Source organism: Paraburkholderia kirstenboschensis, assembly GCF_032806925.1.
In the GTDB taxonomy this organism is placed as follows: Bacteria; Pseudomonadota; Gammaproteobacteria; order Burkholderiales; family Burkholderiaceae; genus Paraburkholderia; species Paraburkholderia kirstenboschensis.
In genome coordinates this window covers 2,318,097-2,337,597 of sequence record NZ_CP136512.1, presented here as the reverse complement: position 1 = coordinate 2,337,597, position 19,501 = coordinate 2,318,097, and the positions used below count along the sequence as shown (strand labels likewise).

Genomic DNA, 19,501 nt, shown 5'->3' with positions numbered 1-19,501 from the left:
TTCTCGCGGCCTCGTTCAGCGCAGGCTGATGGTCGTGTTCACGCCGTCGTTGACCGTGTCGTCGTCGAACCAGCGCGCGGTAACCGTCTTGGTTTGCGTGTAGAACTGCACGACCTGCTTGCCATATGGGCCGAGATCGCCGAGCTTCGAGCCGCGCGAACCCGTAAAGCTGAAGAACGGCACGGGCACCGGAATCGGAATGTTGATGCCGACCTGGCCCACGTCGATTTCGCTCTGGAATTTGCGCGCCGCCGCGCCGCTCTGCGTGAAGAGGCCGACGCCGTTGCCGAACGGATTGCGGTTGACGAGCGCGATTGCGTCGTCGAGCGTCGCCGCGTTCAGCACGAGCAGTACCGGCCCGAAAATCTCCGTGCGATAGATTTCCATCTCCGTGCCGACATCCGCGAAAATCGTCGGGCCAATAAAATTGCCTTGCTCGTAGCCGGGCACCGTCACGTCGCGGCCGTCGAGTGCGAGCGTGGCGCCTTCTTTCACGCCCGCTTCGATCAAGCCGAGAATGCGCTGCTTCGCCGCGCGCGAAACAACCGGGCCGATATCGGTGTTCAGCTCGTTGCCCGCGTTCACCTTCAGCGTCTTCGCCTTGGCGACGATGTCCGGCAGCCATTGCTGCGCGGCGCCCACCAGCACCACCACCGAAGTCGCCATGCAGCGCTGCCCCGCCGCGCCAAAGCCGGCACCCGCAAGCGCGTTCAAGGTCTGCTCGCGGTTTGCGTCGGGCAGCACGACGGCATGATTCTTTGCGCCCATCATCGATTGCACGCGTTTGCCGTGCTCGCTGCCGAGGCGGTACACATGCGTGCCGACCGCCGTCGAGCCGACGAACGAGATCGCTTTCACCAGTTCGTGCGTGCAGAGTGTATCGACCACGTCCTTGCCGCCGTGCACCACGTTCAGCACGCCTTTCGGCACGCCCGCCTCCAGCGCGAGTTCGACAAGTTGCATTGTCGACAAGGGATCCTGCTCAGAAGGCTTCAGCACGAACGTATTGCCGCATACGATCGCCATCGGGAACATCCATAGCGGGATCATCGCGGGGAAGTTGAACGGCGTGATGCCGGCACACACGCCGAGCGGCTGGCGCAGCGTGTAGGTGTCGACTCCACCCGCGACGTTTTCCGCGAATTCGCCTTGTTGCAACGTGCCGATCGAACATGCATGTTCGACCACTTCGAGTCCGCGGAAGATGTCGCCTTCTGCGTCGGGAATCGTCTTGCCCTGCTCCGCGCTCAGCGTCTTCGCGATACGCGGCATATGTTCGCGAATCAACGCCTGGTACTTGAGCATGATGCGCATGCGTGCACCGATCGGCGTGTCCTTCCAGGTTTTTAACGCGGCATGCGCCGAGCGGATTGCTTCATTGACTTCGTCGGCGGTGGCGAACGGCACACGCGCCAGCACCTGTTGCGTCGCCGGGTTGACGATGTCGCGCCATTCAGTGGTCTTGGATTCGACGAACTCGCCGTTGATCAGCAGCTTGACGGTATTCGAAGCGATTGCGCTCATGCTGAAACTCCTGTGCGTTGGCCGCGTGACGGCCGGACAGTGACTGAAAACAGAAAATGTTCGATAACGCCCTGCGTGACTCAGCGCAGGTCCGGGAAATCTTCTTCCCAGTACTCGTCCGGCAAGCGTGCCGGTTCCGCCTGGCGCTCCATTTCACGGCGCCGCAACTCGACGCGGCGTATCTTTCCGGAGATGGTCTTCGGCAACTCGCTGAACTGAAGACGGCGAATACGCTTATACGGTGCGAGTTTTTCGCGCGAGAACGCGAACACGGCGCGCGCGAGCTCGGGCCCCGCCTGATAGCCGTGGCGCACCGTGACGAATGCCTTGGGCACCGACAGGCGCAGCGCATCGGCGCTCGGCACGACGGCGGCCTCGCCTATGGCCTCGTGTTCGATCAGCACGCTTTCGAGTTCAAACGGGCTAAGCCGGTAATCGGATGATTTGAAAACGTCGTCTGCCCGACCGACATACACGTAGTAGCCGTCCTCGCGGCGCAGCGCCACATCTGACGTGCGGTAAAAGCCGTTGCGCATGGCTTGCGCGGTCGCCTGCTCGCTGTTCGCATAGCCCGTCATCAGACCCAGCGGCCGCTGCTTGCCATCGGGTCCAATCGGCAACGCGATCTCGCCTTCGGTCACCGGGTGATCGTCGGCATCGAGCAGCTCGATTCTGTAGCCCGGCAACGGTCGGCCCATCGACCCCGCAACGACCGGTTGGCCCGGCGAATTGCCGATCTGGCAAGTGGTCTCGGTCTGCCCGAAACCGTCGCGAATCGTAATGCCCCAAGCGTGCTTCACGCGCTCGATGATCTCCGGGTTCAACGGCTCGCCCGCGCCGACGATCTCGCGCAGCTTCACCGGATAATCGGTGAGACGCTCCTGCACGAGCATGCGCCACACAGTCGGCGGCGCGCAGACCGTGGTGACGTTGAAGCGCACCAGCACATCCAGCGTGTCTTTCGGCACGAAGCGCGCAAAGTTGAAAACGAACACACAGGCCTGCGCATTCCATGGCGCGAAGAAGCAGCTCCACGCATGCTTGGCCCAGCCGGGCGAACTGATATTCCAATGGATGTCGTTCGGTTGCAGGCCGATCCAGTACATCGTCGACAAGTGGCCGACCGGATAGCTTTGATGCGTATGCTCGACGAGCTTCGGCTTGGAGGTCGTGCCGGACGTGAAGTAAAGCAGCAGCGGATCGGTGGCGCGCGTCACACCGTCAGGCGTGAATTGCGGCGATGCGTCATACGCCGCTGCAAGATCGGTCCAGCCATCGCGCGGCGTGCCCACTGAAAGACGCGTCAACGGCACGTCGAGCGAATCGAATTTGGATAGCTCCGCGCTGTCGACCACTACGAAGTTCGCGCCGCCGATCTGCACGCGGTCTCGCACATCGTCCGCGGAAAGCTGGGTCGTGGCCGGCAGCACGATTGCGCCGAGCTTCATTGCGGCGAGCATCACGTCCCACAGTTCGACGCGATTCGGCAGCATCAGCAGCACGCGGTCGCCGCGTTTCACGCCCACGCTGCGCAGAAAGTTCGCCATGCGCGCGGAGCGCTCCGACATCTGCGCATACGATAGACGCAGCCCCTCGCCGGCCGGGTCGTCGACGATCCATAACGCGGTGTTGTCGTTGCCGCGCGCAATCACGTCGAAGTAGTCGAGTGCCCAGTTGAACTCGTCCAACGCAGGCCATGCGAACTCACGGTAAGCGCGCTCGTAATCGGTTCGATGGCGCAATAACAGGTCACGCGCGTCGAAAAAGGCTTTCGCTGCAGTCATGGTCGTCTCCTGATGGGCGCGGTATGAATCCGCGTTTGCTCGGTTTGGTTTTATCCGCAAGCTATTTTGCGCTCAAACGCGGCTCGCGCAGCGTTCAAACGTGACGCGCGATCACCATGCGCTGCACTTCGCTGGTTCCTTCGTAAATCTGCGTGATGCGGGCGTCGCGGTAGTGGCGCTCCACGGCGTAGTCCTCCAGATAGCCATAGCCGCCGTGAATCTGGATCGCGTTCGAGCAGATCTCTTCGGCGGCCTCGGACGCGAACAGTTTCGCCTGCGATGCCTCCGACAAGCACGGCTCGCCCGCCGAGCGCAGGCGCGCCGCATGATGCACGAGCAGGCGCGCGGCGTTCAGGCGCGTGGCCATGTCGGCGAGCATGTTGGCGATGGTCTGGTGGTCCTTCAACGCCTTGCCGAATTGCATGCGCTCGCTCGCATAGGCGCGCGCGGCGTCGAACGCGGCTCGCGCAATGCCCACGGCTTGCGCGGCGATGCCGATGCGCCCGCCTTCGAGATTCGACAGTGCGATGCGCAAGCCCTCGCCCGCTTCGCCGAGCAGATTCGCTTGCGGCACCGCGCAGTCGTCGAGTGAAATCGGACAGGTGTCCGAGGCGCGAATGCCGAGCTTGTGTTCGGGCTTGCCGACGTTGAAGCCCGGCGTATCCGTCGGCACGATGAACGCGGACAGGCCACGCTTGCCGCGGTCGGGATCCGTGACCGCGAACAGGATCGCGATGTCTGCTCGCGCGCCGTTGGTCACGAACTGCTTGCTGCCGTTGAGTATCCACTTGCCGTCGCGCAGAACGGCACGCGTGCGCAGATTGTTCGCCTCGGAGCCCGCTTGCGGCTCGGTCAGGCAGAACGCGCCGATGCGCCGCCCCGTCGCAAGGTCGTGCAAATAGCGGTCTTTTTGTGCGTCGCTGCCGAAGTTCAGGATCGGCCCGCAGCCGACCGAGTTATGCACGCTCATCAGCGTCGCGCACGCGGCACAGCCCGCGGCGATCTCCTCCAGCGCGAGCGCGTAGGCCACGTAGTCGGTGTACGAGCCGCCCCACTGCGGCGGCACGATCATGCCGAGAAAGCCCAGATCGCCCATTTGCCTGACCACGTCCGCTGGCAGTTGCGCGTCGCGGTCCCATTGGGCAGCGTTCGGCGCGAGGCGCTCGGTCGCGAAGTCGCGCGCGGCGTCGCGGATCATGCGTTGTTCTTCAGTGTAGAAGCTGTCCATGGGTCCGAGTCCTTTCCTTGCGTTCGAGGCCCAGTGTAGGCAAGCCGCTCGCCGGCTTCGAGCTCAGCCCGATCATTGTGTGTGAGCGCATTTGCCATACTGGTACGATGCAATGCGGCCAATTGGCCCATTTAGCCGGGTTACGACGATTCACATAGGGAAAACGTTGAGCGCGATTGCCACCCTAACCACACCTGCGAACAAACGCCGATGAAGACCGATAAAGGCACGATCTCCGTGAGTCTCGTCGAGGAAACACTCGCGCTCGCCAAGGCACGCGGTTTCGATGCGCTCCCGCTCGCCGAAGCCGCCGGCATCGCTGCGCCCATGCTGGCGTCGCCGAAAAGCCGCGTGTCGTCCGCGCAATACGGCGCGCTGTGGGCCGGCATAGCACGCGCGCTCGACGACGAGTTCTTCGGTCAGGACTCGCATCGCATGAAATGCGGCAGCTTCATCGCGATGACGCAGACGGCGCTCACGGCGCGCAACGGCGCGCAGGCGCTAGCGCGTGCGGTTGGCTTCATGCGGCTCGTGCTGGACGACCTGGGCGCGTGCATCGAGACAGATGCGCAGCGCGTGCGGCTGCGTTTTGTCGAACGCAAAGGCGCAAAGCCGCCGGCGATGTTCGCTTACGCGACGTATTTCATCGTCGTCTACGGGCTGTTGTGCTGGCTCGTCGGACGCCGCATACCGTTGATCGAGGCGCGCTTTCGCTGCGCGGAGCCTCCTGCCGCGCACGAGTACCGGCTCATGTTCTGCGACGACATGACGTTCGGGCAACCGGAGTCGTACGTGGATCTCTCACCGGTGTTTCTCGAGCTGCCGGTGATCCAGACAGCGAGGTCGGCCAAGCCGTTCCTGCGCGACGCGCCGGCGAATTTCATCGTCAAATACCGCAATCCCGGCTCGTTCGCCGCGCGCGTTCGCAAGACGCTTCGCGCGCTGCCCATGATGAACTGGCCCGCGGCTGACCAGATGGCCGCGCGCCTGCACGTCGCCGAGGCGACCATGCGGCGGCGGCTGAAACAGGAGGGTCATACGTATCAGTCGATCAAGGACGACCTGCGGCGCGACATTGCTATCGGCGAACTGCAGCAATCCGGGCGCACGATCGCGGACATCGCCGCCTCGGTGGGTTTCGCCGAGCCGAGCGCATTTCATCGCGCATTCCGCAAATGGACAGGCATGCGGCCAACCGACTACCGGCCGGTGCGTGCGGACCTCACGCGGCGCGTGGAATCGGACTAAGCTGTAAGAAGCAGGCCAGTCCTACTGGAGTGTCGGCCCGCGCCGATCGACACCCGTCGACGGCGCGCGGCGCCCCTAGCGATGAGCACGTATCCGCGTCGCCCGTTCCGGCAATCTGGCGCGCACCGGCCGTTTATCCACGGCGGTGTTGTGCGCCGGCTCATGCGCGGCATGACCGCGTGCGGGATGCTTTTGGCGTTTGACTTCGGGGTCGCGGTCGCGTTCGTGCTCACGTTCCTGTTCGCGTCGTGCGAATACCTGATGGCGCCTGCGGTTCAGGCGGCGCCCGTCACTACACAGGCGGCCACTGGGCATGCGCCCAACAGCGTCGTCGTGATTCCGGTGAGCGGCGCGATCGGTCCTGCAAGCGCCGACTTCATCGTGCGCAGCCTGCAGCGCGCCGCCGACGACCACGCCCAGCTCGCGGTACTGCAACTGGATACGCCGGGCGGGCTCGATACGTCCATGCGGCAGATCATCAAGGCAATTCTCGGCTCGCCGGTTCCGGTCGCGACCTTCATCGCCCCGAGCGGCGCGCGGGCGGCGAGCGCGGGCACGTACATCGTCTATGCGAGCCACATCGCGGCGATGGCGCCGGGCACCAATCTCGGCGCGGCGACGCCGATCCAGATGGGCATCGGCGGCGCGGAGCCGCCAGGCCGCGGCAAGCCGGGCCTGCCCGGCATGCCCGGCACCGACGACCGGGAGCCGCAGACGCCGGCCGGTCCAGCGGGTGGCGGGGGCGCTGCTTCCGGGGCTGCTTCCGGGGCTGCTTCCGGGGCTGCTTCCGGCGGTGCTTCGAGCAGCGCTTCAGGCAGCGCTTCAGGCAGCGCTTCGCGCGGCGCGGCAAGTGACGCCGCTGCCAGCGCTGCAAGCGCGCTGCCGCTCGACACTCAATCGACCGAACTGCGCAAGCAGGTCCACGACGCCGCCGCCTATATCCGCGGCCTCGCGCAAATGCGCGGGCGCAACGCCGACTGGGCCGAACGCGCGGTGCGCGAAGCGGTGAGCCTGAGCGCCAGCGACGCGCTCGCGCAACATGTCGTCGATCTGAACGCGCGCGACGTGCCGGACCTGCTGCGCCAGCTCAACGGCCGCACGGTCACGACGAGCACGGGCAGCGTCACGCTGACGACAGCGCAGGCCCCCGTCGTCATGCTCGAAGCCGACTGGCGCAGCCATTTTCTCGCGGTCATCACCGATCCGAACGTCGCGCTGATGTTGCTGATGCTGGGCATGTACGGCCTCTTCTTCGAGTTTGCCAATCCTGGCTTCGTGCTGCCGGGCGTAGTCGGCGCGATCAGTTTGCTGATCGGCCTGTTTGCAATGCAGATGCTGCCGATCAGCTACGTCGGCCTCAGTTTGATCTTTCTCGGCATTGCGTTCCTGATCGGCGAGGCGTTCCTGCCGACGTTCGGTTCGCTCGGCTTCGGCGGCATCGTCGCGTTCGTGATCGGCGCGTTGATGCTGATGGACACCGATGTGCCCGGTTACGGCATCCCGTTGCCGATGATCGCCGCCGTCGCCGTATTCAGCGTGCTGTTCGTGCTGGGCGTGTCGAGGCTCGCGCTGCGCGCGCGGCGCCGGCCGGTCGTGACCGGTTCGGAAGGGTTGATCGGCAGCGTGGGTGTGGTGCTCGATGACGGTCTGCTTACCGGCGGCGCCGCAACCAACGGCATGCCCGCCGGCTGGGCGCAGGTGAAGGGCGAGCGCTGGCAGGTGTCGAGCGCTGTCCCCGTCGCGGCGGGCCAGGCGGTGCGCGTTACCGCGCGCAACGGGCTGACGCTCACGGTGGTGCCCGTGGCGCCAGTCGAGGGCGCGGTGCAGCAAGGGGCTCGCATGGGATCGGGGTGATGCGTTGAAGCGCGAATTTTGGGTGAGCGCTTTGGAGGGGATTGGAGTAACGGGCTGAGGCGTCGGCTGTGGTCGACCGCCTTGCATGGGACCGCTCTGCATGGGACCAGAGTAAGCGCTGAAGCGCCAACTCTGGTCGACCGCTCTGCATGGGACCAGAGTAAGCGCTGAAGCGCCAACTCTGGTCGACAGGAGACATTCATGATTGGGTTTACTTTTGGGTTCACCAGCATTCTGATCCTGATGGCGGCCGCGCTGATCGCTTCGTCGATAAGGATCTTTCGGGAGTACGAACGCGGCGTCGTGTTCATGCTCGGGCGCTTCTGGAAGGTCAAGGGGCCGGGGCTCGTGCTTATCATTCCGATCGTCCAGCAGGCTGTGCGCATGGATCTGCGCACCATCGTGTTCGACGTGCCGCCGCAGGATGTCATCACGCGCGACAACGTCTCGGTGAAAGTCAATGCCGTGGTGTACTTCCGCGTCGTCGATCCGGAAAAAGCCGTGATCCAGGTGGCGCGCTATTTCGAGGCGACCAGCCAGCTATCGCAAACGACGCTGCGCGCAGTGCTCGGCAAACACGAACTCGATGAACTGCTCGCGGAGCGCGAGCAACTGAACGCCGACATTCAGAAAGTGCTCGACGCGCAGACCGATGCCTGGGGCATCAAGGTCGCGATCGTCGAAATCAAACATGTCGACATCAACGAAACCATGATCCGCGCGATTGCCCGTCAGGCCGAAGCGGAGCGCGAACGGCGCGCCAAGGTGATTCACGCGGAAGGCGAATTGCAGGCGTCGCAGCAACTGCTGCAAGCGGCGCAGACGCTCGCGCGCGAGCCGCAAGCGATGCAGCTGCGCTATCTGCAAACCCTCACGACCATTGCCGCCGACAAGAATTCGACCATCGTATTTCCGCTACCGGTCGACCTGCTCAACGCGGTGGTCGAGCGTCTCAACAGACCGCCGGCGCCTTGATCGCGACGCCTTGGTCCCCTCGCCCTGCTTTCGCTCACCGCATGAAACGGTGCATTGCCTCGCAGCGCCTCATTCCAGATGCGTGCGAAATCTAAAATGTTTGAGTCGTCTATCACCGCTCCCAGGGAGCCCGTCATGAAAGTGTTCTTTCGAATTGGATTCGGCGCGCTATTGGCCGCCGCCAGCATGAGCGCCGCGTTTGCGCAGTCGTCAACGCGGCCCTACGATCCCTCCGCGCCGAAAACACGCGCCGAGGTCAAGGCCGATCTGGTCGAGTGGCGCGCCGCCGGCTACGATCCGCTCGACTGGCTCAGTTACCCGAACAACGCGCAGCTCGCCGCGCGCATCGTCGCCGAACGGCGCGCGCAGCAGCCGGCGCCGACCGTCACGCATTAAGCATCGTGCTGCTGAACGGCAGGCCGCGCTGCCCGCACCCGCAATTGCAACGGTCGCGAGCGGCGAGCGACTCGAGCGTGTTCTGCCGCTCTTCTTTTCCCTCCGGCTTCGGTCATCCCGGCGCGACATCGTAAATTCGCTTGCGGCTGCGGCGGGGGCGCTGGCAAGGTATCATCTCGCCCCTACGACGAGAGACCCGCCATATGGATTCCATAAAACGCTACTTTGGCCTCGACGCGGCCGGCACAAACCTGCGCACAGAAGTGCTGGCCGGCCTGACGACTTTCCTGACGATGGCCTATATCATTTTCGTCAACCCGGCAATTCTGGGCGACGCGGGGATGCCGAAAGACGCCGTGTTCGTCGCGACCTGTCTCGTCGCGGCGCTGGCCTCGCTGATCATGGGCCTTTATGCGAACTACCCGATTGCGCTCGCGCCCGGCATGGGCCTGAACGCGTACTTCGCGTACACCGTGGTCAAGGGCATGGGTTTCACGTGGCAAGCCGCGCTCGGCGCGGTGTTCATTTCCGGCTGCCTGTTCCTCGTGGTCACGCTGTTTCGCGTGCGCGAAGTGATCGTCACCGGCATTCCGCACTCCATACGCATTGCCATTACCGGCGGCATCGGCCTCTTTCTCGCGATCATTTCGCTGAAGACGGCGGGCGTGGTGGTCGGCAATCCGGCCACGCTCGTCACGCTCGGCGATCTGCATAACCCGCATGTGGTGCTCGCGGTGATCGGCTTCTTTGCCATCGTCACGCTCGACTATCTGCGCGTGCGCGGCGCAATTCTGATCGGTATTGTCGGCGTGACCGTGCTGAGCTTTTTCTTTGGCGGCAACGAGTTTCACGGCATCGTCTCAGCGCCGCCGTCAATTTCGCCGACACTTTTTCAGCTCGACATTCGCGGCGCATTGTCGACGGGTGTGCTGAACGTGATTCTGGTGTTCTTCCTCGTCGAACTGTTCGATGCAACCGGCACGCTGATGGGCGTGGCCAATCGCGCGGGGCTGCTGGTGGAAGGCAAGATGCACCGCCTGAACCGCGCGCTGCTCGCCGACAGCACCGCCATTCTGGCCGGCTCGATGCTGGGCACATCGTCGACCACCGCTTATATCGAGAGCGCGTCCGGCGTCCAGGCAGGCGGGCGCACCGGCGTGACCGCCATCACCGTGGCCGTGCTGTTCCTCGCCGCGCTCTTTTTCGCGCCGCTCGCGGGCGTGGTGCCAGGTTACGCGACGGCGCCAGCCCTGCTCTATGTGTCGTGCCTGATGCTGCGCGAGATGGTCGACCTGCCGTGGGACGACGCAACCGAAGTCGTACCGGCCGCGCTAACCGCACTGCTGATGCCGTTCACCTACTCCATCGCCAACGGCGTCGCGTTCGGTTTCATCTCGTATGCGGGGCTGAAGCTGCTCACGGGCCGCGCGCGCCAGGTGAAGCTGGTGGTGTGGATCATCGCCGCGATTTTTCTGTTCCGCTATTTCTATCTCGGCAGCGAGTAAGTTCACACCGGGCCCGGCGTGCCGCTCTCCTCAGGCGCGCCAGTTCGCTTCATAAAAGCGCACATAGCCGCTTCGCAGCACGACGCACTGCGCGCTCGTCTCCGACAAGAGGCGCCGCGTGGCTGCCTCGATACGCTCGCGGTGCGTGTCGAACGCGCCCACCATGTCTTCGAGGCGCGGCGAGGCGGCGCCAAAGTGATCTTCCAGCGCTTCCGCGGTGATCATGCACTCGACCCTCTGCCCATCGATCAGCGCCGGGAACGCCAGGGTGAGTTCGCGCCCAGAATATTCAGGACTTTCGTTCGGGAAAAGGATCTGCATGGGAGTCACCTGGAAGTTGGGCACTGCGCATGATTCGCTTGGGTAATGCGCACGCCGGTTGCAGCTGGTCGCGCCTGCAGCTTCTTCCTCCTTGTCCAATGCTGGCGACGCGGGCTCGTCATCCGTCGCATGCGGACGCAGTTCGCGCCTCGCGAGGATGATTTGATTCACTTTAGACGAGTTCGCGCGCGGCGCAAGTTTTCATTTTTGTTTGCCTGATCGCGGTGCGGCGCGCGCACAGATTGTGCACGGTGCAACGTGCCGCCGCGGTGTTTTCCCTGCCGCGCGCAACGGTTTGGGTCCTGTACTATCGGTGTTGGGCCGCAAGCGTGCATGCTGCGCTGCGGCATCGAAAGGCGGGCAATGTACCCGCCCTGTCCGATTACCGGAGACATGCCTTGAGCCATCGCTCTGCAACGCCGCCCACCATGGGCCGGCCTGATGTCATCGCGCAAGCTCACGCGCGCTCGGTCGAACTCGGGCTGCGCGCATCGGAAACGCCGGATTTTCATCCACTGGGCCGGCCTGCGCTGCGCGAACTGGTCGATCGCAATCAGTCGCTTTATACGCACGCGTTGCCGGTCATGGAGACGCTGCACGCGCAGATCGTCGATACGCAAAGCATGGTGCTGCTCACCGACAGTCACGGCGTGATCCTGCACAGTCTCGGCGACAGCGACTTCGTCGAAAAGGCGAACCGCGTCGCGCTGTGTCCGGGTGTGTCATGGGCCGAGGCGGATCGCGGCACGAATGCTATCGGCACTGCGCTTGTCGACGCACAGCCGACCGTCGTTCACGCAGACGAACATTTTCTGCACGCTAACCGTATTCTCACCTGTTCATGCGCGCCGATTGCGGATCCGTTCGGGCACACCATCGGCGCACTCGACGTCAGCGGCGACACACGCGGCTTTCACAAACACACACTCGCGCTCGTGCGCATGTCCGCGCAGATGATCGAGAATCATCTGTTCTCCAATCAATTCGCCGATGCGGTTCGCGTGCACTTTCACGCGCGCGCCGAATTCATCGGTACGCTCTTCGAAGGACTCGCCGCGTTCGGCGCGGACGGTACATTCCTCTCGGCAAATCGGAGCGCGCTGTTCCAGTTCGGCCAGCCGCTCGTCGCTTTGCAGAGACAACCGTTCCATGCGCTTTTCGGCGTCGCATTCGCCAACGTGCTGCAGCGGATCGCTCGCGCGCCGGGCGAGAACATCGTGCTCACGTTGCCGAGCGGCGTGCGGGTCGTCGCGCGCGGAGAATATTCGGCGCAGCGTTATGTGGCGCCTTCGATGGGCGAGGCGGAAAAGTCGCGCAGCGTTGCGTCGAAAGCTGTGCGTCATGTGCCGCATACCGCCGATCCGGCGCCGCTCGCCACGTTCGAAACGCTCGACACCGGCGACGCGCAAATGTCCGCGATTCTGGCGCGCGTGGCCAAGGTTCGCGGCCGCGACATTCCGATTCTGATCCTCGGGAAAACGGGAACCGGCAAGGAGTGGCTCGCGCGCGCGATCCATCACGATTCGCCGCGGCGCGCGGCGCCGTTCGTCGCGTTGAATTGCGCATCGCTGCCCGATACGTTAATCGAAGCGGAGTTGTTCGGCTATGAGGACGGCGCGTTCACCGGCGCTAAAAAGCGGGGCAGCGTCGGCAAGATCGTGCAGGCCGACGGCGGTACGCTGTTTCTCGATGAAATCGGCGATATGCCGCTCGCACAGCAAGTGCGGCTGATGCGCGTGCTGCAGGAACGCACGGTGGCGCCGCTCGGCGGTACTCGCGCGATTCCGGTGGACCTGCGGATTGTCTGCGCGACCCACCGCAATCTGCGCGCGATGATCGCAGAAGGCACCTTCCGCGAAGATCTGTACTACCGGATCAATGGACTCGTGGTGACCTTGCCCGCGCTGCGCGAGCGCACGGATCTCGCCGCGCTGGTCGAGCGGATGCTCGAACTCCAACGCGAGGGCGACAGCTTGCCGCGCCGCGTTTCCGCGGCGGTGCTCGAACGCTTCATGCAATGCCGCTGGCCCGGCAATCTGCGGCAACTGGCAAATGTACTGCGCACCGCAAGCATCATGGCCGAGGGTACGGATCAGATCGAACTCGACGATTTGCCCGAAGACTTTCTGCACGATTGCGTCGATGCCGATGCCGCTGCCGATGCCGTTGCCGCTGCCGTCGCCGTTGCCGATGACAACGCGCCGTCAGCCCTCGAGGCCGTCGATGATGCGACAGGCAACGAAGGCAGTGCGCAAACACCCAAGCCGTCGCGAATGGACGACTGGCAAGCCGCGCTAATCGCGCAGACGCTGGCGCGCCTCGACGGCAACGTGTCGGCCGCGGCACGAGAACTAGGGCTCGCGCGCAATACGGTGTATCGCTATTTGCGGCGCGGCGGCGTGACTCATTAGCGTTGCCACCCGCCTATTCGCCCCGCGCGTTGTCCATCCGCCGTGTAAAGTGTGACGCGTCCAGCCACACATTCACACGATGTCCGATCCAAACCGCCCGCCTCTCGTTCGCGTGGAGCCGCTCGGCTGCAGCTTCGAAGCACCCGATTCGCTGACGATTCTCGAAGCCGCCGGCTTTGCGAACCTGCGTCTGCCCCGCTCGTGCCGCAACGGCACTTGCCGCACGTGTCTGTGCAAAATGACGGCCGGACGCGTGCGCTATACGATCGAATGGCCCGGCCTCAGCCGTGAGGAAAAACAGGAAGGCTACATCTTGCCGTGCGTTGCGATTGCCGAAACCGACGTAGTGATCGAAGCGCCGGAAGCCATCGAATTGCGGCCGTCACGCTAAACGCCGCGACGTGTATCCCCGACGCCAGTCCGTCCGGCTTGCGCGTTCACTCTATCGCAGCAAAGCGCGGCACCTTAGCGCCTTCATGCTCCACGAAGAACCACCGATGCCGGGCGAGTCCAGATCGTGCCGTTGGCCGCCTTGTAGACGATCATCGTGATAGCCGGATCCGACTCCAGCGTCGCCTCGCATATCAGTTCGTAAATACCGCCCTTGTAATGCCGGTAACGTGTGGTCTGCACCATTGAATTGTCCTTGTCTGGAAGCGCCAGGCTCAGCCGCCCTCTTTCATCTGCTTCAGAATTTTATAGACGGTCGCGCGCCCCATCGTCAGTACGGCGGCTACGTAGTTCGCCGAACTGCGTCCGCGAAACGCGCCCTGCGCATGCAGCGCCTCGACGATTTCGCGCTTATGCTCGCGCGTGAGCGCGTTGATGCCGATTTGCCGCTCGCGCAGCCACGTGTGGAGATAAGTGTTGATCCGGTCCTGCCAGTCGTCGCGAAACAGGTCTTCTGCAGGTGCGTCGGTCAGATTGCCGCCTCTGATAAAGAGATCGAGCGTGGAGCGCACGTCCTCGAACACCGCGATATTGAAGTTGATGCACAGCATGCCGGCGGGCTTGCCGTTGTCGTCGAACAGGATGTTGCTCACGCAACGCATGCGCCGGCCGTCCCAATTGAGCTTCTCGTAAGGGCCGATGGTGCGGCCGCGCGCCGCATAGTGCACTTCGTCCAGCACCGAGGGGCCGCCTACTTCGAGCTTCGACAGATTGTTCACGAGGTAGGCGATGGTCTGATCCCGCAAGTCGTGAATCACGACCTCCGCGCACGGATAGAAAAGCGCAGCGATGCCGTCGGCGATGGGAGCGTAACGCTCCAGCAGCAGGTCTTTCACAGGAGACACGATTGTCTGGCGCATTGAGAATGGCAGTGTTCGAGGGCGCTGTGTTGGAGGCGCAATGATCGGAAAATCGGGCAGCGCAGTGGTGCGTGCCCCGCCCGGCAACTCGCCATTGTAGCCACCCGGCATGGCCGCCGGAGCGCGGCGAATTTTGTCCGCGTGGCAAGCGCTATTTTTTCGTGCGATAAAAGGCGATCTACTTCACGGAGCAGCAGATGGCAACGCTCGAAGCATTTCGCGCCGTGCTCGACGACAAGAGAACGCCGGAAATCATTCGCAACCACATCATTGATTCGCTGCAATACGCGCTGCGAAATCACGGACAGATTTTTACGTCGAAGGAAGTCGAATGGCTCGCCTCGTGGGACGACGCGCGCATCCCGCTGGCGGCGTCCCGCGAATTACAGAAGCGCATTGCCGAAACGTCGGGCTAACCGCGTTCTACGCTCTTTTCCACTAGTTCGCGCTTTGTGACGTCCCGCCGAAGGCCCGCCGGCCGGGCGGTCTGTCCGTGCGGGGAACTTTTTGCTATCCAATTAGCCCTATTTAGTGCATCATATTGCAATAGTCGTATTCCGCATTTGCAGCACTGGCAGTCTCAACCCGGCATTTTCGCGGCATCTCCGCAACACCCCCGACTGTTCGGGCGCCGCCCGCCGGCGATCCCGTCACTCCGGCAATGCGCCGCCTGCATTAGCCGTCGCGAGTTGTGCAGCTGAGTTGTTTGGCGGGTTTCCGCTTACCCGCCCGCTGTCCGCGCGACATCAGCGTGTTTTTCTCCATCGAATCCGCGACTTTGCGCGGCGCGCTCAAGCCCTTCGTATTGGGCCTGTGCCAACCTTTTTCCATGGCGGCGCGCCTCAAGGTGCTGCGCTGCCGGGCCAGTCGTGCCGCGCGTAACACGCGTGACACACCGGCCACGTAATACAGGATACTTATATGCTTATGAACTCAGCAGTCAAGACGTACAAGGGTTATGAGATTCACCCGCTCGTCTATCCGCGCCGTCCCACAGACGGTCAGACGAGCCGCAACCCGGACGCAGGCTACGACGCGTCGGTGCGCATCTGCCGTGTGGGCGCCAATGCGGCGGCCGAGGGCCGGGTGTTCCGCCTGCAGTATCTGTTTCCGTTCGACGGCACGGGCAAGGCGCGCATCGCGTGCATGGCTCACGCCGAACAACTGATCGACGGCCGCGTGGACGGCCAGTCGGTCGCCGATCTTTGAGCGGCACGAGCCGCCGCAGCATGCGCGGCACTAGGATCTGCGCATAAATCGGCGCATAAGCCGGTGCCGCAAACAGCGGGCTCGGAGCCCGCTGGCAACCGTATTTGATGCAGCGCCGCCCGCAAGGCGTCGCGCACCCCTTATCCCATCGACCAGGAGTTATGCATGGCGAAAGAAGAACTGCTTGAACTTGACGGTATCGTCGACGAAGTACTTCCGGACAGTCGTTACCGCGTGACGCTCGACAACGGCGTCGTAGTTGGCGCTTACGCGTCCGGACGCATGCGCAAGAACCATATTCGTATTCTCGCGGGCGACCGCGTGACGCTGGAACTGTCGGTCTACGACCTGACCAAAGGACGGATCAACTTCCGTCACAAAGACGAGCGCGCAGGCGGTGGCGGCGCTGCCCGTAGCAACTCGCAATTCCGTCGCCGTTAAGGCGAACGGCACGCGGGCCCCTGCGGCCCAGCTGGCGTGCCCTTGCAGCAACGTTGTTGGCGAAGCCTTTCGCGCGCCTTCTCCGGTTCGGCTCGACTCGAATCTGAGCGGCGCGCAGCGGCGGCGCTTTGTCTCAGAAGTTCATCGCGACGCTCGTTGCGATGTCAATTGCGCATCATGCGCTCCTGCGGTTCCGTCGTCCCAGATGCTTGCTTCCCGCGGCGCCGCTTCGGTGCATCGGCCAGGCATGCCCTTTCATGGTGCAGACTTCCCGCGCAAAGCTTGCCTTGCGTATTTGAGTTGCCCGTAGGCAAAGGCTTTGCAGCGGCTGGCATTGAAGTTGCTTTAACGATGGTCAGCCGTCGACTGTCACTACTCCATGCTGCGTGTTCTTCTCGTCACCGATACCGATAAGCCGATAGGCGACCTGCGTGACGCGCTCGCCCGCCTCGGCTACGAGATGCTCGCCAGCACCGCGACGCCGCACGCGTTGCATAGCGCGGTTCAGAGTGAACGGCCGGACGTCATCATCATCGATACGGACTCGCCTTCGCGCGATACGCTCGAACAGCTCGCGGTCATGAACGCGACGGCGCCGCGCCCGGTCCTGATGTTCAGTCACGACGCCAACCAGCAGCTGATCCGCGACGCCGTCGGCGCGGGCGTCACCGCCTATCTCGTCGAAGGGCTCGAAACCGAACGGCTTGCGCCGATTCTCGAAGTCGCGCTAGCGCGGTTCGCGCAAGAATCGCAGTTGCGCGAACGCCTTGCGCAAGTCGAGAACGAACTCGCCGAGCGCAAGCTGATCGACCGCGCCAAACGCCTGCTGATGGATCAGCAGAAAATCACCGAGCACGCCGCCTACGCCACGCTGCGCAAACGCGCGATGAATCAGGGCGTCAAGCTCGCCGAGGTCGCGCGCGCGGTCGTCGCGTCGGCTGAATCGCTCAAGTGAAGCCCGTCCATGAACACTGCTAGTCACCTCGCATCGTCAGTATCAGGGCCGTTGGAGCAGACCCACTTGCGGCTCGGCTTCGTGGCGCTCGCCGATGCGGCGCCGCTCGTCGCCGCGAAGCTGCTCGAATTCGGTCACGCGCACGGCCTCACGCTCGAACTGTCGCGCCAGCCTTCGTGGGCTACCGTGCGCGACAAGCTGCTATCCGGCGATCTCGACGCGGCGCACACGCTCTACGGTCTCGTCTACGGGGTGCAACTCGGGCTGGGCGGTCCGCAAACCGACATGGCCGTGTTGATGGTGCTCAACCGCAACGGCCAGGCCGTCACACTGTCGAGCCGTCTCGCGGATGCACTCGCCGAACATGGCAACTTGCCCAAAGCCCTCGCTACGCTCGGGCGCAAGCCGGTATTCGCGCAGACGTTCCCGACCGGCACGCACGCGATGTGGCTGTATTACTGGCTCGCTGCCCAAGGCGTGCACCCGCTGCGCGACATCGAAAGCGTGGTGATTCCGCCGCCGCAGATGGTCGCGGCGCTCGCCGAAGAAAAGCTCGACGGCCTGTGCGTCGGCGAGCCGTGGAACGCGATGGCCGAAGCCGAAGGCGTCGGCAGAACGGTCGCCTATACGAGCGAAGTGTGGCACGACCATCCCGAGAAAGTGCTCGCGTGCCGGCGCGATTTTGTGAGCGCGAATCCGAATACGGCGCGCGCCCTCGTACAGACGATGCTCGAAGCGTGCCGCTGGCTCGACGGCCCCGGTCATCGCAATGAAATCGCGCGCTGGCTTGCGCGGCCGGACTATATCGGCATCGACGACGCCCTGATCGCCGCGCGCTTCGGCGACGCGATTCCCGCTTCCGTGCCGCGCGGTTTGCCGGTGCGCTTCTTCGACACCGGAGAGGTCAACTATCCGCACCCGTTCGAGGGCGCGTGGTTCCTGACACAGTTCGAGCGCTGGGGCATGATCGACGCGCGCAGCGATTACACGCAAATCGCGGCAAGCATCAACCAGACGCAGCTTTATCGTGAAGCCGCCGCGCAGGTGAAGGTGGCGGTGCCCGCGCAGGAGAACGCGCGAACGTTCATGGACGGCAAGGTGTGGGACAGCGCGACGCCATCTGCTGATTTTGCGCGTGGGTTCGCGCTTCGGCGGTAGGTCGCGCGCCGGGGGTGAGCATCGCCCTGGCAAGGTAAAGGCATGGACGCGGATACTCAGGCCGGTGTCATCGAGAACAGCGCGGGGCGCATCAGCGGTTGATCGCCCTGCGCACCTCGCTCTACTCCCTGAACGCCGCGCCCAGGCGCGCAGCGCCCGCCCTCAAAAATTAAACTTGTCGATATTGCTCGCATCGAAGGTTGTCGGCGGTCCGAGAATGATTTCGCCTTGCGGACCGATGGTGCGCTTGCCGAGCTTGCCCGCATCGAACGATTCGCCTTCCTTACCGTTGATCGTTCCCGACGCAAGCGCCGCCGCCGCGTAGCCGGCGAGATAGCCCAACTCGTTCGGATCCCACAACTGGAATGCCTTCACCGTGCCGTTCTTCACGAACGCGCGCATCTGGTTCGGCGTGCCGAGACCCGTCACCGCGACCTTGCCCTTGCTCGACGACGACGAGATATAACGCGCCGCCGCCGCAATGCCGACTGTGGTGGGCGCGACAATCGCCTTCAGGTTCGGATAGGCCTGCAACAAACCCTGCGTTTCGACGAATGACTTCTGATCGTCGTCGTTGCCGTAAGCGATTTTCACCAGTTTGACCTTCGCGTACTCGGGCTTCTTCAACTCCTCCTGCATCCACTTGATCCACGTGTTCTGATTGGTCGCGTTCGGCGTCGCGGACAGCACCGCGAATTCGCCCTCGCCGCCCATCAGCTTCGACACGAGTTGAATCTGACCACGGCCGATGCCTTCCGCGTTCGCCTGATTCACGAACAGTTGCCGACCTTCGGGTGCGGTGTCCGAATCGAACGTGACGACCTTGATGCCTTGCGACATCGCCTTCTTCAGATACGGCACGACCGCGTTGGCGTCGTTGGCGGCGATCACGATTGCATCCTGACGCTGGGTGATCAGCGTGTTGATGTACTGCACCTGCGACGACGCCCCCGCATCCGACGGCCCCACGACTTTGCCGACGCCGCCGAATTCCTTGATTGCGGCGAGGCCCCCGTCGTCGGCAATCACTTCGTATGGGTTGTTGATCTGCTTCGGCACGAATGCGATCTTCAGGCCGTTTTTCAGGCCCGCGGCGGGCGCCGCGCAACTGATCGCGAGCAACGCAACGCAGAGCGCCGCCGCGCCGGTGTGACGTAGTGGTTTGAACATGAAGTGTCTCCT

At 63.6% G+C, this 19,501-nt stretch carries 18 protein-coding genes and 1 pseudogene; 12 read left to right on the top strand and 7 right to left on the bottom strand.

The features are described from left to right. Positions 1-15 precede the first annotated feature (15 nt). The 3 genes from RW095_RS19355 to RW095_RS19345 form a co-directional block, all read right to left on the bottom strand. Positions 16-1,524, bottom strand: coding sequence for a CoA-acylating methylmalonate-semialdehyde dehydrogenase (locus tag RW095_RS19355; RefSeq protein WP_317017700.1), 1,509 nt, complete (start codon positions 1,522-1,524; stop codon positions 16-18). An 80-nt stretch (positions 1,525-1,604) separates the two neighbouring features. Beyond that, complete coding sequence (locus RW095_RS19350; RefSeq protein WP_317017698.1) at positions 1,605-3,308, bottom strand: AMP-binding protein; 1,704 nt, start codon at positions 3,306-3,308, stop codon at positions 1,605-1,607. 94 nt (positions 3,309-3,402) lie between these two features. Further along, positions 3,403-4,536: an acyl-CoA dehydrogenase family protein gene (locus RW095_RS19345; protein ID WP_317017696.1), complete on the bottom strand. Its 1,134-nt coding sequence runs from the start codon at positions 4,534-4,536 to the stop codon at positions 3,403-3,405. A 210-nt stretch (positions 4,537-4,746) separates the two neighbouring features. Here RW095_RS19345 and RW095_RS19340 point away from each other — a divergent pair, with 210 nt between their 5' ends. From RW095_RS19340 to RW095_RS19320, 5 genes are all read left to right on the top strand, one after another. Continuing rightward, positions 4,747-5,784: an AraC family transcriptional regulator gene (locus RW095_RS19340; RefSeq protein WP_317017695.1), complete on the top strand. Its 1,038-nt coding sequence runs from the start codon at positions 4,747-4,749 to the stop codon at positions 5,782-5,784. 81 nt (positions 5,785-5,865) lie between these two features. Next, positions 5,866-7,638 carry an NfeD family protein gene (locus tag RW095_RS19335; RefSeq protein WP_317017694.1) on the top strand — a complete coding sequence of 591 codons (1,773 nt, stop codon included), beginning with the start codon at positions 5,866-5,868 and terminating at the stop codon, positions 7,636-7,638. Between the two features lie 201 nt (positions 7,639-7,839). Further along, positions 7,840-8,613, top strand: a complete 774-nt coding sequence (locus RW095_RS19330) for a slipin family protein (RefSeq protein WP_317017692.1) — start codon at positions 7,840-7,842, stop codon at positions 8,611-8,613. Positions 8,614-8,748: 135 nt separating this feature from the next. After that, a complete protein-coding gene (locus RW095_RS19325; RefSeq protein WP_317017691.1) occupies positions 8,749-9,009 on the top strand; it encodes a DUF4148 domain-containing protein in 261 nt (86 codons plus the stop codon). A gap of 203 nt (positions 9,010-9,212) precedes the next feature. Continuing rightward, positions 9,213-10,514 carry an NCS2 family permease gene (locus RW095_RS19320; protein WP_317017689.1) on the top strand — a complete coding sequence of 434 codons (1,302 nt, stop codon included), beginning with the start codon at positions 9,213-9,215 and terminating at the stop codon, positions 10,512-10,514. Positions 10,515-10,544: 30 nt separating this feature from the next. On the opposite strand, the gene RW095_RS19315 is transcribed toward RW095_RS19320, so the two are convergent. Further along, positions 10,545-10,835, bottom strand: a complete 291-nt coding sequence (locus RW095_RS19315) for a DUF1488 family protein (RefSeq protein ID WP_128592544.1) — start codon at positions 10,833-10,835, stop codon at positions 10,545-10,547. A gap of 398 nt (positions 10,836-11,233) precedes the next feature. On the opposite strand from RW095_RS19315, the gene RW095_RS19310 reads away from it, so the two are divergent. Together RW095_RS19310 and RW095_RS19305 are read left to right on the top strand one after the other, a co-directional pair. Continuing rightward, positions 11,234-13,246 (top strand): sigma-54-dependent Fis family transcriptional regulator, encoded by a 2,013-nt coding sequence (locus RW095_RS19310; protein WP_317017687.1) that lies wholly within the window; start codon positions 11,234-11,236, stop codon positions 13,244-13,246. 79 nt (positions 13,247-13,325) lie between these two features. Then, positions 13,326-13,637 carry a 2Fe-2S iron-sulfur cluster-binding protein gene (locus RW095_RS19305; RefSeq protein WP_128585722.1) on the top strand — a complete coding sequence of 104 codons (312 nt, stop codon included), beginning with the start codon at positions 13,326-13,328 and terminating at the stop codon, positions 13,635-13,637. Positions 13,638-13,683: 46 nt separating this feature from the next. Here the strand turns inward: RW095_RS19305 and RW095_RS19300 are convergent. After that, positions 13,684-13,882: pseudogene (locus RW095_RS19300) on the bottom strand (DUF1653 domain-containing protein). Positions 13,883-13,911: 29 nt separating this feature from the next. Next, positions 13,912-14,556 carry a helix-turn-helix transcriptional regulator gene (locus RW095_RS19295; RefSeq protein ID WP_317017685.1) on the bottom strand — a complete coding sequence of 215 codons (645 nt, stop codon included), beginning with the start codon at positions 14,554-14,556 and terminating at the stop codon, positions 13,912-13,914. A gap of 197 nt (positions 14,557-14,753) precedes the next feature. Between RW095_RS19295 and RW095_RS19290 the strand changes: the two genes are divergently transcribed. The 5 genes from RW095_RS19290 (at position 14,754) to RW095_RS19270 (ending at position 18,319) form a co-directional block, all read left to right on the top strand. Further along, positions 14,754-14,972: a hypothetical protein gene (locus tag RW095_RS19290; RefSeq protein WP_128585719.1), complete on the top strand. Its 219-nt coding sequence runs from the start codon at positions 14,754-14,756 to the stop codon at positions 14,970-14,972. Positions 14,973-15,483: 511 nt separating this feature from the next. After that, positions 15,484-15,765 (top strand): hypothetical protein, encoded by a 282-nt coding sequence (locus RW095_RS19285; protein WP_027775843.1) that lies wholly within the window; start codon positions 15,484-15,486, stop codon positions 15,763-15,765. Between the two features lie 165 nt (positions 15,766-15,930). Continuing rightward, a complete protein-coding gene (gene infA / locus RW095_RS19280) occupies positions 15,931-16,206 on the top strand; it encodes a translation initiation factor IF-1 (protein WP_013343004.1) in 276 nt (91 codons plus the stop codon). Between the two features lie 379 nt (positions 16,207-16,585). Next, on the top strand, positions 16,586-17,161 hold the full coding sequence (locus RW095_RS19275; RefSeq protein ID WP_128597231.1) for an ANTAR domain-containing response regulator: 576 nt from the start codon (positions 16,586-16,588) through the stop codon (positions 17,159-17,161). A gap of 9 nt (positions 17,162-17,170) precedes the next feature. After that, positions 17,171-18,319, top strand: a complete 1,149-nt coding sequence (locus tag RW095_RS19270) for a CmpA/NrtA family ABC transporter substrate-binding protein (protein ID WP_317017679.1) — start codon at positions 17,171-17,173, stop codon at positions 18,317-18,319. A gap of 162 nt (positions 18,320-18,481) precedes the next feature. On the opposite strand, the gene rhaS is transcribed toward RW095_RS19270, so the two are convergent. After that, positions 18,482-19,489 carry a rhamnose ABC transporter substrate-binding protein gene (gene rhaS / locus RW095_RS19265; RefSeq protein WP_317017677.1) on the bottom strand — a complete coding sequence of 336 codons (1,008 nt, stop codon included), beginning with the start codon at positions 19,487-19,489 and terminating at the stop codon, positions 18,482-18,484. Positions 19,490-19,501 lie beyond the last annotated feature (12 nt).

Bases quoted from the DNA above. Each gene is read 5' to 3' on its own strand.
- RW095_RS19355 (WP_317017700.1), bottom strand. From the start codon at position 1,524: ATGAGCGCAATCGCTTCGAATACCGTCAAGCTGCTGATCAACGGCGAG.
- RW095_RS19350 (WP_317017698.1), bottom strand. From the start codon at position 3,308: ATGACTGCAGCGAAAGCCTTTTTCGACGCGCGTGACCTGTTATTGCGC.
- RW095_RS19345 (WP_317017696.1), bottom strand. From the start codon at position 4,536: ATGGACAGCTTCTACACTGAAGAACAACGCATGATCCGCGACGCCGCG.
- RW095_RS19340 (WP_317017695.1), top strand. From the start codon at position 4,747: ATGAAGACCGATAAAGGCACGATCTCCGTGAGTCTCGTCGAGGAAACA.
- RW095_RS19335 (WP_317017694.1), top strand. From the start codon at position 5,866: ATGAGCACGTATCCGCGTCGCCCGTTCCGGCAATCTGGCGCGCACCGG.
- RW095_RS19330 (WP_317017692.1), top strand. From the start codon at position 7,840: ATGATTGGGTTTACTTTTGGGTTCACCAGCATTCTGATCCTGATGGCG.
- RW095_RS19325 (WP_317017691.1), top strand. From the start codon at position 8,749: ATGAAAGTGTTCTTTCGAATTGGATTCGGCGCGCTATTGGCCGCCGCC.
- RW095_RS19320 (WP_317017689.1), top strand. From the start codon at position 9,213: ATGGATTCCATAAAACGCTACTTTGGCCTCGACGCGGCCGGCACAAAC.
- RW095_RS19315 (WP_128592544.1), bottom strand. From the start codon at position 10,835: ATGCAGATCCTTTTCCCGAACGAAAGTCCTGAATATTCTGGGCGCGAA.
- RW095_RS19305 (WP_128585722.1), top strand. From the start codon at position 13,326: ATGTCCGATCCAAACCGCCCGCCTCTCGTTCGCGTGGAGCCGCTCGGC.
- RW095_RS19295 (WP_317017685.1), bottom strand. From the start codon at position 14,556: ATGCGCCAGACAATCGTGTCTCCTGTGAAAGACCTGCTGCTGGAGCGT.
- RW095_RS19290 (WP_128585719.1), top strand. From the start codon at position 14,754: ATGGCAACGCTCGAAGCATTTCGCGCCGTGCTCGACGACAAGAGAACG.
- RW095_RS19285 (WP_027775843.1), top strand. From the start codon at position 15,484: ATGAACTCAGCAGTCAAGACGTACAAGGGTTATGAGATTCACCCGCTC.
- infA (WP_013343004.1), top strand. From the start codon at position 15,931: ATGGCGAAAGAAGAACTGCTTGAACTTGACGGTATCGTCGACGAAGTA.
- RW095_RS19275 (WP_128597231.1), top strand. From the start codon at position 16,586: ATGCTGCGTGTTCTTCTCGTCACCGATACCGATAAGCCGATAGGCGAC.
- RW095_RS19270 (WP_317017679.1), top strand. From the start codon at position 17,171: ATGAACACTGCTAGTCACCTCGCATCGTCAGTATCAGGGCCGTTGGAG.
- rhaS (WP_317017677.1), bottom strand. From the start codon at position 19,489: ATGTTCAAACCACTACGTCACACCGGCGCGGCGGCGCTCTGCGTTGCG.